This window comes from Frankia sp. BMG5.60 (assembly GCF_059428125.1).
In genome coordinates this window covers 2456112-2470797 of record NZ_CM182091.1, presented here as the reverse complement: position 1 = coordinate 2470797, position 14686 = coordinate 2456112, and the positions used below count along the sequence as shown (strand labels likewise).

The window sequence follows — 14686 nt, the reverse complement described above, 5'->3', positions numbered from 1 at the left end:
CGTTGCGTCAGCCGCCCTGCGAGATGGTGATCGAGAGGATCTTCGCCTTGCTGGCCGGGGCGCCGTCGGAGCCGCCCCCCTGCACGCCGGGCTTGGTGAGCTTGTCGAGGACGTCCAGTCCCGTAGTGATCTTTCCGAAGACGGTGTAGCCGCCGGCCAACGCCGCCGCCCCCTCCTGCGTCGGGTTGGCGTAGTTGATGAAGAACTGGCTGCCGTTGCTGTTCGGCGCGGAGCTGTGCGCCATCGCGAGCACCCCGCGGTCGTAGGCGACGCCCTCGGTGTTCTCGTTGGCGTATCCGTAGCCGGGGCTGCCGCTGCCGGTGCCCGTCGGGTCGCCGCACTGCAGCACGGAGATGCCCGCCTCGGCGCCGCCGGTCTGCCGGTGGCAGAGCGTGTTGTCGTAGTACTTGGAGTCGGCGAGGGTGCGCAGGGCGTGGACGGTGCACGGCGCCTTCTGCGCGTCCAGGCTCGCCGTCATCGTCCCGGCGTCGGTGGTGATGGTCATGGTGGCCGGGGAGGCGTCGACGGTGGCGGCCGGCTTCGGCAGGGTGGCGCCGCGGGCGGGGGTCTCCCCGTTGGCGGTGTACGTGCAGGCGCCGACCTTGCTGGTGGCCGCCGCGGCGGCGCTGGGGGTCGCGGTGCTGGCCGCGTCGGCGGCGGTGACGTCGGACTTGTCATCCTTGCCGGTGAGCAGGATCGCGGCGATCGCCGACGCCGCGACCACGATCGTCACGAAGCCGGCCACGATCGCGAGCCGCTGTTGGCGGCGGCGGTGGGCGACCCGCCGCCGCTGCGTCTGCCGGGCCGCGCGGGCCTCGGCGAGCTCGCGCTGCCGTCGCTCCTTGGAACTGGCCACCGTCGCCGGCCTCCTCACATCCCGAACCTGGCAGGTTCTTCGCTGATGCGTCCCGTCCGTCCCGCGGCGGCGGACACATGTGGTCTGTGCACCGTAACCGCTCGGCGGCGCCCGGCTGGGCAGCGTACCTGTGGCGAGCATGCCGAAGCCGCCTGTGCGCCCGCTGTGCGCCGGAAGCGTCGGCGGTGGCTGGTAGCGTTGCCGCAAGGTGAGGTGCGGTACCGATCAGGGGCTGACGCGATTTCATGCTCGATAAGCGTTTTATCCGGGATAATCCGCAGGCCGTGAAGGACGCGGTCGCGGTCAAGGGTATCGACCTGGACGTCGACGAACTGCTCCAGCTCGACCAGGACAATCGCAAGCTGCAGTTCGAGGTGGACGAGGCGCAGGCCCGGCGCAAGAGCTTCGCCAAGCAGTTCGCCAAGGCCGACGAGGCCCGCCGGGCCGAGCTGAGGCTCGAGCACGAGGCGTTCGACCGCCAGCTCAGGGACCTGCGCGAGCAGCTCGCCCGCACGGGCGCGCGGCTGTCCGAGCTGATGCTGCTGACGCCGAACATCCCCTGGTCGGGGGCGCCGGTAGGCCCGGACGAGGCGGCCAACGTGGTGCTGCGCACCGTCGGCACGCCCCCGGAGTTCGACTTCACCCCGCTCGACCACACCGAGCTCGCCGAGAAGCGCGGCTGGGCCGAGTTCGCCCGCGCCCGCAAGGTCGCCGGCGAGCGGGCGTACGCCCTCGTCGGCGACATGGTGATGCTGGAGCGGGCGGTGCACTCCTACGCGCTGGACCTGCTGCGCGGCCGGGAGTTCACCCCGGTGGCGGTCCCCGCGCTCGTCCGCGAGGAGCCGCTGATCGGCACGGGGATGCTGCCGAAGGCCCGGGAGGAGATCTACGCGATCCCCGAGGATGATCTGTACCTGGCCGGAACGGCCGAGGTGGCCCTCGTGGGCCTGCATGCGGGGGAGATCCTCGACGCCGCCCGGCTGCCGATCCGCTACGCCGGGATCTCGCCGTGCTTCCGCCGGGAGATCGGCAGCGCCAGCCGGGACGTCCGCGGCCTGCTGCGGGTGCACCAGTTCGAGAAGGTCGAGCAGTTCGTGCTCTGCGCCGCCGACGAGGCCGAGTCGGCGCGCTGGCACGCCGAGCTGCTCGCCACCGCCGAGCGCATCCTGTCCGACCTCGGGCTGTGCTACGAGGTCGTCGAGTGCGCCACCGGGGACATGGGCGTCGGCAAGTTCCGGATGAACGACATCAACACCTGGTTCCCGTCCCTGGGCCGCTTCCGGGAGACGCACAGCTGCTCCACGCTGCACGACTGGCAGGCCCGCCGGGCGAACCTGCGCTACCGCGACGCCGACGGCACGATCCGTTTCGCCCACACGCTGAACAACACCGCGGTGGCCACCCCCCGACTGCTGGCGGCACTGCTGGAGAACTTCCAGACCGCGGACGGCGCGGTGCGCGTCCCCGAGGTGCTGCGGCCCTACCTGGGCGGCCGCGAGCTGATCTGAGCGCCGCCGCGGCGGCGCGCCCGCGCGGCCCGGACCAGGGCCGGCCCGGCCACCGCGAGGCGTCGCGGCAGCCCGACGGCCACCCGGCGTTCCAGCACCCGGTAGTCGGCCCGCTCCACCTCGTCGAGGATCTCCCGGTAGAGCACGAACGCGGTGCGCATACAGTCCCGCGAGGTGGGGTGCAGCAGCCGGATGCCGGGCTGGGCCGCGCGGAACAACTCCCGGGCCCGGCTGATCTCGAACGCCAGTAGCCGGCGAACCGGCCCGTCGACGACCCCGGCGGCCAGGTGCTCCCGGGTGACGCCGAACAGCGCCAGCGACGTCTGCGGCAGATACACCCGCCCGCGGCGCAGGTCCTCCCCGACGTCACGGATGAAGTTGGCGTGCTGGAAGGCGAGGCCGAGGTCGCGCGCGTAGGGCAGCGCGCTGTCGTCGATCGGTTCGAGCAGCGGCACCATCTGCAGGCCGATGACCGCGGCCGAGCCGTGCATGTAGACCAGCAGGTCCTCCCACGTCGCGTACCCGGTGACGGTCAGGTCCATCGCCATCGAGGACAGGAACGCGGCGAAGTGGCCGGGGTCGAGCGCGAAGCGACGGATCGTGTCGACGACCGCCGGCAGCACCGACACCTCACCCGCCGCCCCACCCCGGCCACCGAGCCCACCCGCGATCTGGGCGTCGACGGCATGGGCGGGCACGCCGTCGCGCAGCGCGGCGAGGAACCGGCCACCCCAGGCCTGCAGCCGGACGGCCCGCTCGTCGCCGCTCAGCGCCGAGTCGAGGTCGTCGACGATGTCGTCGGCATGACGGGCGAAGCCGTACAGGGCGTGCACGTGCGCCCGTTTCCACGGCGGCAGCAGCAGGGTCGCCAGATAGTACGTGCGCCCGTGGGCGGCGTTGAGGGTGCGGGCCCGCGCGTAGGACGCGCGCAACCGGGGATCGGTGATCCCGGCCGCGTCGAGCTCCCCCACGTCGCTCAGCCTAGCGGTACTGAGGAAGGCCCTGTCGGCGTCGCATCCAGGATCGGGTTGGGCCCCTGGTCCTGGATCTCCGAACATCACGATCGACTGTCGGAGTCGGGTCGCGGCTGTTCCGCGGAACACCTGCGGGTGCGGGTCCGGGCCAGGGCTTGGGTCCGCACGGTGGCGCGTGGCACTGTTCCGCGGAACACCATGATCATCTTCTGGGTTCGGGTTCGGGTTCGGGTGGGGTTCCGGCTGCGCCGCCGGGTGGGGCTTCCGGTTCCGGGAGGATGATCGGACCTGCCCTGCCCCGCCCCGCCCCACCTGGTTGATCTTGTGTTGGGTTTTTGTCGGTGGTGGGTGGGACGATCGTCGTGTCCGTTGGTCGACGACCATCTCTGGCCCGGTGATCCTGATGAGTACAGCGTCCACGTCTCCTCTCCCTTCGCCTGTTCCCTCTGCCTCGTCGGCGTCGTCGGATGCGTCCGCGCTGATCGGGGTGGATGTGGAGGCCGTGTCGTTGGGGGAGGTGGAGGAGGCGATCTGCCGGTGGGCGGGGCGGCTTGCCGCGGCGAGCTGTGGCTGGCTGTTGGCGGTGGCGGCGTTCGACCGTCGGGGTGGCTGGTCGGGGATGGGGATGGGGTCGTGTGCGCACTGGCTGGCCTGGCGGTGCGGTGTCGGCCTGCGCACGGCGCGGGAGCAGGTGGCGACGGCGCGGGCGTTGGAGGGTCTTCCGGTCCTGCGGGCGGCGTTCGCGGCGGGCACGGTGTCGTATGCGAAGGTGCGGGCGGTGACCCGGGTTGCCGAGCCCGCGACCGAGGAGCTGTGGCTGGCCCGTGCCCGACGCTGCTCGGCCGGTCAGGTGGAACGGCTCGTCCGTTCCTACCGGCAGGCCAACGGTGATCCGAAGGTTCGGCGGGCCGTCCGGCGGGTGGGGTGGACGTTCGACGGCGACGGCATGCTGTGTCTGCGCGCGGTCCTGTCCCCGGACGAGGGCGCCCGGCTGATCGCGGCGTTGGACGCCGCCCGTGCCAGTCTTGAGGACACCACCCCTCTGGCCGGCGACCATCCCCCGGCAGACGGCGGCCCGGGGGGCGAGGTGGGTGGGCTGCCCGCGGATGGGGAGAGGGTCGTGGCGGCGCGGGATCGCCGGCGTGACGCCGACGCACTGGTCGCGTTGGCCGACGGGTTCCTCGACCGGCCCGCCCCGGGGCTGCTCTGTTCGACCCATCATCGGGCGGTGCACGACGACGACATCAGCCTCGGTCGCGATGCGGACGGGACCGTCACCGCGCGGACCGTCGACGGCCGCGTCCTCGTCACAGCACCACCGGTCCTGCCCGGACCGCAACCGGCAGGGGCCCTCGCCCGCGCGACTCGCCACATCGACCCCACCGCGATCCACACCCGCGACGGAGGACGCCTCCGCCGACGAGGAAGAAGGAAGTAGCCGGTGTAGATGGTTTATGGCAGGCGGGAGGCGAAGGCGAGCGAGCTCGCCGCGGCGACGAAGCCCAGCGCGAGGGACAGGCCCAGGAACCAGGTGGTGATCTCGCGGTATTCGGTGCGGTAGCCGATGGAGCTGCCCAGGCCCTTGTAGACCGAGCGCAGCTCGTCGCCGGTGGCGGCCCGGTGGTAGGAGCCCTCGGTCTGGTCGGCGATCTCGTTGAGGGCCTGCTCGTTGACCGGGACGGGCACCTCCTGACCGCCGACGTCGAGCGTGCCGTCGCTGGTGCCGTAGGCGATGGTGTCGACGGGGATGTGCGCCTGCCGGGCGGCGTCGGTGGCCTGCGTGTTCGGCCGGCCGCGGGTGGTCTCGCCGTCGGAGAGCAGGACGATGGCCGCGGGTGGCGGGCTCTGCCCGGCGTCGGAGAACCGCTTGCCGGCGGTGCTGATGGCCTGCAGCGAGGCGAAGATCCCCTCGCCGATGGCCGTCGCCGGGCCGAGCTGCAGGCCGCGGATGCCGGCGCGGACCGACTCGCGGTCCGTGGAGGCGGGCACGAGCACCGTCGCGCTGCCGGCGAAGGAGACCAGGCCCAGGTTGATGCGCGGCGGGAGTTGGTCGACGAACGCCTCGGCGCCCTGCTTGGCCGCCTCCAACCGGTTCGGGGCGATGTCGGTGGCGGCCATCGAGTTCGACACGTCGATGGCCAGGATGATCGTCGCGCGTTCCCGCGGAACCCGCTCGGCGCGGGCCGGCCGGGCCAGCGAGAACACCAGGCCGGCGAGGGTGAGCAGCAGCAGCGCGGCCGGGACGTGGCGGCGCCACCACTGCGGGCGCCGCGGCAGCACCGAGGCCAGCACCGAGGTGGACGACAGGCGGGCCGCGTACACCCGCCGCCGCGCGGAGACGACGATGTAGGCGACGAGCAGCGCGGCGACGAGCAGGTACAGCCACAGCCAGTGGCCGGCGAGGAAGCTCACCGGGTACCCGCCCGGGCGGGTCGGGCCGCCGGGCCGCCGCCCGCCGCCGGGCCGGCGCGACCGACCGGCGCGCGCCGCCCGGCGCCGCGGCCGCGCCGGTTCGCGGAGGCGAAGCGGACGATGTCGACGAGCCAGTCCGAGTCGGTGCGCAGGACGAGGTGGTCGGCGCCGACGCGGCGCAGGACGAGTGACACCTCTCGGCGGTGCGCGGCGGCGGCCGCGGCATACCGTTCCCGGAACTTCCGCGACGAGGTGGGCACCTCCAGCATCGCCCCGGTCTCGGCGTCGACGACGGGCAGCAGGCCGACGGCGGGCAGGGCGAGCTCCAGCGGGTCGACGATCTCGATCGCGAGCACCTGGTGGCGGGCGGCGACCACGCGCAGCGGGCGTTCCCAGCCGAGGTCGGTGGACTGGAAGTCGGAGATGACGACGGCGAGGCCGCGCCGGCGTGGCGGGCGCAGCAGGCCCTGCACGGCGGCGGCGAGGTCGGTGGCGGCGGCCGGGTCGGGCCGGCGGCGCGGCCGGTCGTGCGCGGTGCGGGGCAGCGTGAGCAGGCTGCGCAGCAGCGCCCGCAGGCCGTCGCGACCCGGCCGGGCCGGGATGAGCCGCGTGCCGGCCTGGGTGAGCGCCACCGCGCCCATCCGGTTGCCGGTGCGGGCGGTGAGGAAACCGACCGCGGCGGTGGCGGCGACCGCGAGATCCCGCTTCTCCCACGCGCCGGTGCCGAACTCGCTGCTGGCGCTGAGGTCGACCAGGGCCCAGGTCTCCAGCTCCCGGTCGGCGATGAGGTCGTGGACGTGGGGGACGGTGGTGCGGGCGGTGACCGCCCAGTCCATCCGGCGCACGTCGTCGCCGACGGAGTACTCGCGGCTCTCCGCCTTCTCGCTGCCCTGGCCGGGCAGCAGCCCCAGATGGTCGCCGAGCAGCATCCCGTCGAGGCGGCGCAGCACGGTGAGCTCCAGGCGCCGCAGCGTCCGCTCCACCGCCGGGTCGGTGCCCGGGCCGGGTCGGCCCGCGTCCGGCGTCATGACAGCGGGCCCCGGTCGAGGTATTCCGGGAAGCCCGAGCGCGGGTTGGTGCCCCAGCCGCCGGTGTTCGGCCCGACGGGCCCGGTGGCGTAGGGGGGCTGCTGGCGCGGCGCCACCTGCGGCGGCTGGACGGTCTCCAGGATGCGGGCGGCGATCGCGTCCGCGGTCAGCCCCTCGGCCAGCGCCTCGTAGGACAGCACCAGCCGGTGCGGCAGCACGTCCAGGGCGACGGCGACCACGTCGTCCGGCACCACGTAGTCGCGCCCGCGCAGCAGGCCGAGCGCCCTGGCGGCGGCGACCAGGCCGAGGGAGGCGCGCGGCGAGGCGCCGTAGGCGAGGTGGCCGGCCAGTTCGGGCAGCCCGGCCTCGGCCGGCGCCCGGGTGGCGAGCACCAGCCGCACCGCGAACTCGATGATGGCGTGGTGGACGAACACGTTGTCGGCCCGCGCCTGCAGCCGCTCCAGCACCGTCGGGCCGAGGACGCGCTCGGCGACCGGCGGCGACACGCCCATCCGCCGGACGATCTCCAGCTCCTCGGCGGGGCTGGGGTAGGGCACGTTGACCTTCATGAGGAACCGGTCGCGCTGGGCCTCGGGCAGCGGGTAGACGCCCTCGGACTCGATCGGGTTCTGGGTGGCCAGCACCAGGAACGGCCGGGGTAGTCGATGGGTGGCCCCGCCGAGGGAGACCTGCTTCTCCGACATGACCTCCAGCAGCGCCGACTGCACCTTCGCGGGCGCGCGGTTGATCTCGTCGGCCAGCACGAAGTTGGCGAAGACCGGCCCGAGCTCGACGTCGAACGTCTCCTGGCTGGCCCGGTAGATGCGGGCGCCCACGATGTCCGAGGGCACGAGGTCGTTGGTGAACTGGATGCGGACGAACGAGCCGCCGACCACGGTGGCCAGGGTCTGCACCGCCAGCGTCTTGGCCACCCCGGGCACGCCCTCGAGCAGGCAGTGCCCACGGGCGAGCAGCGCGACGAGCATGCGCTCGACCATCCGGTCCTGCCCGACGATCACTTTTTTGATCTCGAACAGGGCGCGCTCGAGCAGCGCCGCGTCCGAGGTGGTGTCCGGGGCGGCGAGGCCGGCCGGGCTCTGCCCATCGTCCATGCCGGTATTCTCCCAGCCCCGGCGCGGAATCGGGCGCCAACGGACTCGGCACGGCTGCGTTGCAAGCGTCTTCTAAGCCCCTGTTCAGGAACTTTCGGTTCAGGCCGGGGCCTCGGAGCGCAGCGCACGCGAGCGGTAACCACGATCGGCGCCGAGGATCCGCTCCGCCGCCAGCCGTCCCGAGATGAGCACCATCGGCACGCCGACGCCGGGCCGGGTGCCGCTGCCGGCGAACACCACGTTCGCCAGCCCCGGCGCCATGTTCGCCGGGCGGAACGGGCCGGTCTGGCGGAAGGTGTGGGCGGCGGCGAACGGCGCGCCCGCCGCCATCCCGCGGGCCCGCCAGTCGGCCGGGGTGGTCACCCGCTCCACCTCGATGGCGGCGCCGAATCCGGCGTAGCCGCGCCGCTCGCAGGTGGCGACGACCTCGTCGCGGTAGCGGGAGCGCAGCACCGACCAGTCCAGCGGCGCGGTGAGGTTCGGCGTCGGGAACAGCACGTAGTAGGCGTGCCCGCCGGCCGGCGCCATCGCCGGTTCGCTGCGTGACGGTGTGGTGACGAGGAACGACGGGTCGCTCATCAGCTCGCCGCGGTCGATGATCTCCGTGAAGGTCCGCCGCCAGGCCTGGCCGAAATGGATGGTGTGGTGCGCCGCGTGCGGGTACTCCACCCGCGCGCCGGCCAGCAGCAGGAAGCACGACGGGGAGTAGCGCAGCCGGCGCAGCCGGGCCGGCGCCGCCGCCGGCGGCAGCAGCTCGGCGTAGGCGATCGGCAGGTCCGGGTTGAGGACCACCACGTCCGCGCCGATGCGCTCGCCGTCGGTGGTGTGCACCGCCACCGCCCGACCGCCGCGCACCTCCACCCGGCTCACCGTCGTCTCGTAGCGCACGGTCACTCCGTGCTTGACCGCCGCGGCGGTCATCGCCTCGGCGACGGCGTGCATGCCGCCCGTCGGGTGGTACACCCCGGCGACGGAGTCCATGTACGAGATGACGGCGTAGAGGGCGAGCGCGTCGTGCGGGGCGAGCCCGGCGTACATCGCCTGGAAGGAGAACATCCGCCGGGTCCGCGGGTCGCGCAGGTGGCGGCCGACGACCGCGTCGAGCCGGCGGAAGCCGCCCAGCGCCGCGAGCCGGGCGAGCTGCGGGCGCAGCAGCGACAGCGGCGAGTCCACCTGGGCGTCGATGAAGTGCCGCACCTGGGCCCGGAACATCGCTGTGACGAGGGCGACGAACCGCTCGAAGCCGGCGGCCTCCGCCGGCCCGCACAGCGCCCGGATCTCCGCCGCGGTATCGGCCGGGTCGGCGCGTACGTCCAGCGACGAGCCGTCGGCGAAGAACCCCCGGTACATCGGGTCGAGCCGGGTCAGCGTCAGCCAGCGGTCGAGATCCTCGCCGACGCAGTCCAACGCGTCGGCGATCAGCTCGGGCATGGTCAGCACGGTCGGGCCGGTGTCGAACCGGTAGCCGCCGAGGGTGAGCAGCCCCGCCCGCCCGCCCGGCACCGCCTCGCGCTCCAGCACCGTCACCCGCCGCCCGGCTCCCGCCAGGCGCAGCGCGGCCGACAACCCCGCAAATCCCGCACCGACGATGACGACGTGATCCGTCGGGCCCTCCACCGTGCGCATCCGGCGCCCGCCCCCTCTCCCCGCTCTCGCCGATCTCCCCGGTCGTACACGTCACTCTCGTCGTACGCGCGTCATTCCCCGTCGACGCGTTACTCCCCGTGGTACGGGTCACTGTGCCCGCGCCGTGGCGGCGGTCGCGAGCTCCACCAGTGCGCCGCGGGTGGTGTCATCGAGGTCGGAGCGATCCAGGACGGCCAGGGCCTGCGCGGTACGCGCGGCGATCAGCTCCTCGGCCGCGGCCGGCGCGCCGCTGGCGGCGATCAGCTCGCGCGCCTCCTCGACCGCGCCGGGCCGTGCCGACCGACCGACGAGGTCGCGCAGCCGGGCCGCCGCCGCGGGCCGTGCCTGGCGCAGGGCCAGCGCCAGCAGCCCGTTGGGCCGGCCGTCGCGCAGATCCTCCCCGGCGGGCTTGCCGGTCACCGCCGGGTCGCCGAACACCCCGAGGATGTCGTCGCGGAGCTGGAACGCCTCACCGAGCGGGTGGCCGAACGCCGCGTAGGTCTCCAGCAGGCCGGGGCGGGTCCCGGCGAGCAGGGCGCCGAGCTGCAACGGCCGGACCACCGTGTAGCCGGCGGTCTTGTACCGGGCGATCCGCGCGACCCGCGCCGGGTCGAGGCCGCGCCGCGGCCCGGCGCTCGGCCGCTCGGCCGCTGCCTGGCTGGTCTCGGCGCTCTCGGCGCCCACCTGGCTGGTCTCGGCGCCCACCTGGCTGGCGAGGTCGAGGTACTGGCCGGCGACGAGCTCGCCGCGCATCCGCGCGTACGTCGGCCAGGCCCGCGCCAGCGCGCCGGGAGTCAGCCCGCTGGCCATCAGCAGATCGTCCGCCCAGGTCAGGAACAGGTCGCCGAGCAGGATCGCCGCCGAGCGGCCGAAGGTGTCCGGATCGCCGCCGAGCCGGGCCCGGCGGTGCACCCCGGTCAGGCGGCGCTGTGCGCTCGGCTCACCGCGACGCAGCTGCGAGCCGTCCATCACGTCGTCGTGCACCAGCGCGCAGGCGTGTAACACCTCCAGGGATGCGGCGGCCGTCACGATCTCGTCGCAGTCCGGCCCGCCGGCGCCCCGCCAGCCCCAGTAGCAGAACGCGGGCCGCACCCGCTTGCCCCCGCTGAGCAGCACGTCCTCGGCGATCCGGACGAACGGGTCGAGATCGGCGTCGATGTCGCGCAACGCCGCCCCCCGGGCGTCGGCGAATCGGCGCAGCACGGCGGAGACCCGCGGCCGGACATCGGTCATCGGTGACCGGGGTACCGTGCGGTGTGCCCGTGTTCGACACCGCCATCCTGGTGATCGCCGTCGTGCTGCTGGCCGCCGCGGTGGGCGGTCTGTCCCTGTTGCGGATGCCACCCGCCGAGCTGGTTCACACCGTCGACGGTATAGACGCCGTCGAGGTCATGGTGGCCGCGGGCCGGGTCGAGATCGCCGAACGTGATCGCTCTGACGTGCGCGTCGACCTCACGGTGCGGCGCCGGCCCGGCCGGTCGAGGCCCGCGGTGACCACCGCCGGGTCGGTGTTGCGGGTCGACGGGCGGCGCAGCGACGTGCGGGTCAGGCTGGCCGTGCCACCCGGCACCCGGGTGCGGGCCGAGGTGCTCGCCGGCGAGATCACCCTGTGGGGCGTGCGCGGGGAGCTGTCGCTGGTCACCCGTGACGGCACGATCGCCGGGCGCGAGCTCGGCGCCGGCCCGGTCGCCGCCCGCAGCCGGGGCGGGGACGTCAACCTGCACTTCAACCAGCCGCCGGACGCCGTCCATGCGCACACCGAGTCGGGTCTACTGACGGTCATGCTCCCCGACGGCGGGTACGCCGTGGAGGTCGAGACGGGCGATCCCAGCGCGGTCGACGTGGCGCTGCCGCCGATGCCGGGGGCCTCGCGGCGGGTGGTGGCCCGCACCGTCGCGGGCCGGGTTCGCATCGGCCTGACCGCCCCGCTGGGGCCGCTGCCGATCTGATGCTGCCCGTCGGTTCCTGATGCTGCCCGTCGATGTCGCGTGGCGGTCACGCGTGTTTCCGGCCCGGGGGTACGTCCCCGGCCGTGGTCCGCGCCGGTCTACTCTCGTCGCATGACGGCGGTTCGGAGTGTGAGCGCGAAACCGGCGACGATGGGGGAGTTCCTCGCCTCCGGGCGTCCCTCGTTCTCGTTCGAGTTCTTCCCTCCCCGCACGCCAGAGGGCGAGCGTCACCTGTGGACCGCCCTACGCCGGATCGAGGCGCTGCGCCCCTCCTTCGTGTCGGTGACCTACGGCGCGGGCGGCTCGACCCGCGAGGGCACGATCCGGGTGACCGAGCGGATCGCCACCGACACCACCCTCACGCCGATCGCCCATCTCACCGCGGTCAACCACTCCGTCGCCGAGCTGCGTCAGGTGATCGGCAACTATGCGGGCGCGGGCGTGCGCAACGTGATCGCGCTGCGCGGTGACCCGCCCGGCGACCCGCAGGGCACCTGGACCGCCCACCCGCAGGGCCTGGCGCACGCCGACGAGCTCGTGCGGCTGGTGAAGTCGGTGGGGGACTTCTGCGTCGGGGTGGCGGCCTTCCCGGACAAGCACCCCCGCTCGCCCGACTTCGACACAGACGCCCGGTACCTGGTGGGCAAGTTCGACGCCGGGGCCGACTACGCCATCACCCAGTTCTTCTTCGGCGCCGACGACTACTTCCGGCTGGTCGAGCGGGTCCGCGCGCTGGGCTGCGACAAGCCGATCATTCCCGGGATCATGCCGGTGACGAACGTGGCGCAGATCGTCCGAATGGCGCAGTTGTCCGGCGCCGCCTTCCCGCCCGCGCTGGCCGCCCGGCTGCAGGCGGTCGCGGACGACCCGGCGGCGGTGCGGGCGGTCGGCCTCGAGGTGGCGACGGACCTGTCCCGCCGTCTGCTCGACGGCGGGGCGCCCGGCCTACACTTCATCACCCTCAACCGGTCCAGTGCCACGCGGGAGATCTTCGAGGCGGTCCGGTAGGCGGGCGGCCTGGCCGCCCTAGTCGAGGTCGTCGTAGGCGTCGAAGACGCACAGCAGCCATTCGTCGCGGAAGGTCTGCTCGCGTACCAGCGCGAACCCCGCCTGGTTGGCGGTGTCGATCACCGCCGCCACGAGGCCGAGGTCGAGGGTGTTGAAGACCGGGGTGATCCGCACCGCGAGGATCACCTGATGGCGGTGGGGGGCGAAGACCACCCGCGGGTCGAGGTCGTCGAGGCTTTCCACCACGCCGTTTACCTGCTCAGTCACGTCACTCCCGCCCGGCGGGGCCGGCCTGGCCTCGCCCGTCCGCTCCCACCGGCCGACCTGGCCGTGGCCCGCGGTGGAAGTCCACGCGACTCTACGTCCCGGGCACGATGGACGGCGTGCGCACCCCGGTACCCGACCGCGACACCTATCTCGCGCGCTGGTCGGCCCTGCACGGCGGCTACGACCCGCTGGGTGGGCTGTGGCTGGTGCGCGCCTGGCTGACGTTGGTCCACCGGGTCGCGAGCCCGCTGGCCGCCCGCCGGGTGCCGCCGTCGGCGGTGACCGCGGCGGGGGTGGCGGTCACGGTGCTCGCGCTGCCGGCCGCCGCTGCCGGGGGCCGCTGGCCGTTGCTGGCGGTGGTGGCGATGCTTCTCGGGGGCGTGGCCGACAGCCTCGACGGAGCCGTGGCCGTGCTGACCGATCGTGCGAGTGCCTGGGGCTACGTGCTGGATTCGGTCGCCGACCGCTGCGGCGACGCGCTGTACCTGGTCGCTCTGTGGTACGTCGGGGCGCCGGGCGGTCTGCTCGTCGCCGCCGGGTGCGCGCTGGGGCTGCTGGAGTACACCCGGGCGCGAGCCGGCAACGCCGGCTTCGGAGAGATCGGCGTCGTGACGCTCGGCGAGCGGCCGACCCGGCTCATCATCGCCGCGTTCGGGCTGGCGGGGGCCGGTATCGTCCCTGACCTGGCCCGTTTCGCCGGGACGGTGGCGGCGGGCGCGACGCTCGCGGTGTGCGCGGTCGGCCTCGGCCAGCTCCTGGTGACGCTGCGTGCCGCGCTGCTGGGCGCGCCACCGCCCCGGGACTAGCCGAGTGATTCCAACCCAGGAGCGGTCCCGACTCTGACGATCAATGGTGATCCGGGGAACTGGGCCTCGCGTGCGGGCGAGTCCTCGGCCCGTGCTGATCCCCGCCCATTCCTTCTTGCTTGGGACCTTGCTTGGGACGGCGCCTGAGTCCGCGGTCGTGTGGGTGCGGACCGTATGCGGGAGATCTGTTCAGTATGCGGACAGGTTTGGTTGTCGTCCGGCCGGCGGGGTTCGGAAGATCTGGGCGGTCGCGGTTGACCACGGGTTGCTCCTTCGTCTCTTCCGGTGGTGGTCGCCGTCCCACGTGCGGCCGACCAGGGCCGGGCCGCCACAGGCGGACGCGTGGAGAAAGCGGCAAGATGATCCGTATTCGCGGATGATTCTCCGTTTTCTGCCAAGATCTGCGGATTCATCGCTACGATCTGGCCATCCGCACAGTCGCCGATCGGCCGCGGGCCGCGGCCGCGTGACCGGCGAACTCCGTACCCACGAAAGATTCGGGGAAATGGTGTCGTACCTCGCCCGCAGAATGTCCCGTCCGCGTGTCGTCGCGATCGTTCTGGCCCTGGCCGCGATCCTCGTCGTCAGCCTGCTGCCGACCTGGCGGGCCGAGGCCGCCACCCCGGCCGTTACTCCGGCCGCCGCTCCGGCCGCGACGCCGGCCAAGGCGATCCCGCATCCCGTTCCCACGCTGCCGCCGGGCCAGGTGCTGTTCCTCGGTCGGATCGCGCACCCGCAACTGCTGACCGTCGCCGACCTCGCCGCGAAGTACCCGCAGCACACCCAGACGGTGACCTTCCAGAGCGGGGCGGGCCCGCAGACCCACACCTACACCGGCCCCCTGCTCTATGACGTCCTGCAGGCGGCGAAGCCGGCGTTCCGCAGCGACGTGAAGAACGACGCGCTGCGCTACGCCGCGGTCGTCCACGCCAGCGACGGCTATGAGTCGGTCGTCTCGTGGGGCGAGATCGACCCCGGCTTCGCCGGCACCGAGGCACTGCTCGCCGTCACCCAGGACGGCGTGTCGCTGGCGAAGGAGGGGCCCCGCCTGACCGCCCCCGGCGACGCCAAGGGCGGCCGGTACGTCTCCGGCGTCACCGCGGTGACGCTGGTGCGCGCCGGGCTGTAGGCCGCGGGCGC

General features: G+C 73.6%; 14 protein-coding genes. 6 read left to right on the top strand and 8 right to left on the bottom strand.

The genetic code is table 11. From position 1 onward, the window contains the following. Window positions 1-7 precede the first annotated feature (7 nt). Window positions 8-856 carry a peptidylprolyl isomerase gene (locus tag AC5R91_RS09910; protein ID WP_495396851.1) on the bottom strand — a complete coding sequence of 283 codons (849 nt, stop codon included), beginning with the start codon at window positions 854-856 and terminating at the stop codon, window positions 8-10. A gap of 245 nt (window positions 857-1101) precedes the next feature. On the opposite strand from AC5R91_RS09910, the gene serS reads away from it, so the two are divergent. Then, window positions 1102-2364, top strand: a complete 1263-nt coding sequence (gene serS, locus AC5R91_RS09905) for a serine--tRNA ligase (protein ID WP_495396850.1) — start codon at window positions 1102-1104, stop codon at window positions 2362-2364. Here serS and AC5R91_RS09900 read toward each other — a convergent pair. Next, window positions 2337-3335 carry a phytoene/squalene synthase family protein gene (locus tag AC5R91_RS09900; protein WP_495396849.1) on the bottom strand — a complete coding sequence of 333 codons (999 nt, stop codon included), beginning with the start codon at window positions 3333-3335 and terminating at the stop codon, window positions 2337-2339. The two genes, serS and AC5R91_RS09900, sit on opposite strands and share 28 nt — an antisense overlap. Window positions 3336-3741: 406 nt before the next feature. Between AC5R91_RS09900 and AC5R91_RS09895 the strand changes: the two genes are divergently transcribed. Continuing rightward, the gene (locus AC5R91_RS09895; protein WP_495396848.1) at window positions 3742-4776 is read left to right on the top strand and encodes a 13E12 repeat family protein; all 1035 of its coding nucleotides are present in this window, start codon (window positions 3742-3744) and stop codon (window positions 4774-4776) included. 14 nt (window positions 4777-4790) lie between these two features. Here the strand turns inward: AC5R91_RS09895 and AC5R91_RS09890 are convergent, their stop codons facing one another. From AC5R91_RS09890 to AC5R91_RS09870, 5 genes are all read right to left on the bottom strand, one after another. Continuing rightward, a complete protein-coding gene (locus AC5R91_RS09890; protein WP_495396847.1) occupies window positions 4791-5750 on the bottom strand; it encodes a VWA domain-containing protein in 960 nt (319 codons plus the stop codon). Beyond that, window positions 5747-6778, bottom strand: coding sequence for a DUF58 domain-containing protein (locus AC5R91_RS09885; RefSeq protein WP_495396846.1), 1032 nt, complete (start codon window positions 6776-6778; stop codon window positions 5747-5749). The genes AC5R91_RS09890 and AC5R91_RS09885 overlap by 4 nt, the downstream gene beginning before the upstream one ends. Beyond that, entirely contained in the window at window positions 6775-7890 is a 1116-nt protein-coding gene (locus AC5R91_RS09880; protein WP_495396845.1) for an AAA family ATPase, read from the bottom strand. The genes AC5R91_RS09885 and AC5R91_RS09880 overlap by 4 nt, the downstream gene beginning before the upstream one ends. 99 nt (window positions 7891-7989) lie before the next feature. After that, a complete protein-coding gene (gene crtI, locus AC5R91_RS09875; protein WP_495396844.1) occupies window positions 7990-9516 on the bottom strand; it encodes a phytoene desaturase family protein in 1527 nt (508 codons plus the stop codon). 108 nt (window positions 9517-9624) lie between these two features. Further along, window positions 9625-10749, bottom strand: a complete 1125-nt coding sequence (locus AC5R91_RS09870; RefSeq protein ID WP_495396843.1) for a polyprenyl synthetase family protein — start codon at window positions 10747-10749, stop codon at window positions 9625-9627. 2 nt (window positions 10750-10751) lie between these two features. Here AC5R91_RS09870 and AC5R91_RS09865 point away from each other — a divergent pair, with 2 nt between their 5' ends. Together AC5R91_RS09865 and metF are read left to right on the top strand one after the other, a co-directional pair. Further along, window positions 10752-11465, top strand: coding sequence for a DUF4097 family beta strand repeat-containing protein (locus AC5R91_RS09865; RefSeq protein ID WP_495396842.1), 714 nt, complete (start codon window positions 10752-10754; stop codon window positions 11463-11465). A gap of 111 nt (window positions 11466-11576) precedes the next feature. Then, complete coding sequence (gene metF, locus AC5R91_RS09860) at window positions 11577-12473, top strand: methylenetetrahydrofolate reductase [NAD(P)H] (RefSeq protein ID WP_495396841.1); 897 nt, start codon at window positions 11577-11579, stop codon at window positions 12471-12473. Between the two features lie 18 nt (window positions 12474-12491). On the opposite strand, the gene AC5R91_RS09855 is transcribed toward metF, so the two are convergent. Next, window positions 12492-12740 (bottom strand): hypothetical protein, encoded by a 249-nt coding sequence (locus AC5R91_RS09855; protein ID WP_495396840.1) that lies wholly within the window; start codon window positions 12738-12740, stop codon window positions 12492-12494. A 107-nt stretch (window positions 12741-12847) separates the two neighbouring features. Between AC5R91_RS09855 and AC5R91_RS09850 the strand changes: the two genes are divergently transcribed. Both AC5R91_RS09850 and AC5R91_RS09845 read left to right on the top strand, forming a co-directional pair. After that, window positions 12848-13546 (top strand): CDP-alcohol phosphatidyltransferase family protein, encoded by a 699-nt coding sequence (locus tag AC5R91_RS09850; protein WP_495396839.1) that lies wholly within the window; start codon window positions 12848-12850, stop codon window positions 13544-13546. 505 nt (window positions 13547-14051) lie between these two features. Next, window positions 14052-14675, top strand: a complete 624-nt coding sequence (locus AC5R91_RS09845; protein WP_495396838.1) for a hypothetical protein — start codon at window positions 14052-14054, stop codon at window positions 14673-14675. The last annotated feature ends 11 nt before the right edge of the window (window positions 14676-14686 follow it).

Bases quoted from the DNA above. Each gene is read 5' to 3' on its own strand.
- AC5R91_RS09880 (WP_495396845.1), bottom strand. From the start codon at position 7,890: ATGGACGATGGGCAGAGCCCGGCCGGCCTCGCCGCCCCGGACACCACC.
- metF (WP_495396841.1), top strand. From the start codon at position 11,577: ATGACGGCGGTTCGGAGTGTGAGCGCGAAACCGGCGACGATGGGGGAG.
- serS (WP_495396850.1), top strand. From the start codon at position 1,102: ATGCTCGATAAGCGTTTTATCCGGGATAATCCGCAGGCCGTGAAGGAC.
- AC5R91_RS09895 (WP_495396848.1), top strand. From the start codon at position 3,742: ATGAGTACAGCGTCCACGTCTCCTCTCCCTTCGCCTGTTCCCTCTGCC.
- AC5R91_RS09885 (WP_495396846.1), bottom strand. From the start codon at position 6,778: ATGACGCCGGACGCGGGCCGACCCGGCCCGGGCACCGACCCGGCGGTG.
- AC5R91_RS09870 (WP_495396843.1), bottom strand. From the start codon at position 10,749: ATGACCGATGTCCGGCCGCGGGTCTCCGCCGTGCTGCGCCGATTCGCC.
- crtI (WP_495396844.1), bottom strand. From the start codon at position 9,516: ATGCGCACGGTGGAGGGCCCGACGGATCACGTCGTCATCGTCGGTGCG.
- AC5R91_RS09845 (WP_495396838.1), top strand. From the start codon at position 14,052: ATGGTGTCGTACCTCGCCCGCAGAATGTCCCGTCCGCGTGTCGTCGCG.
- AC5R91_RS09850 (WP_495396839.1), top strand. From the start codon at position 12,848: ATGGACGGCGTGCGCACCCCGGTACCCGACCGCGACACCTATCTCGCG.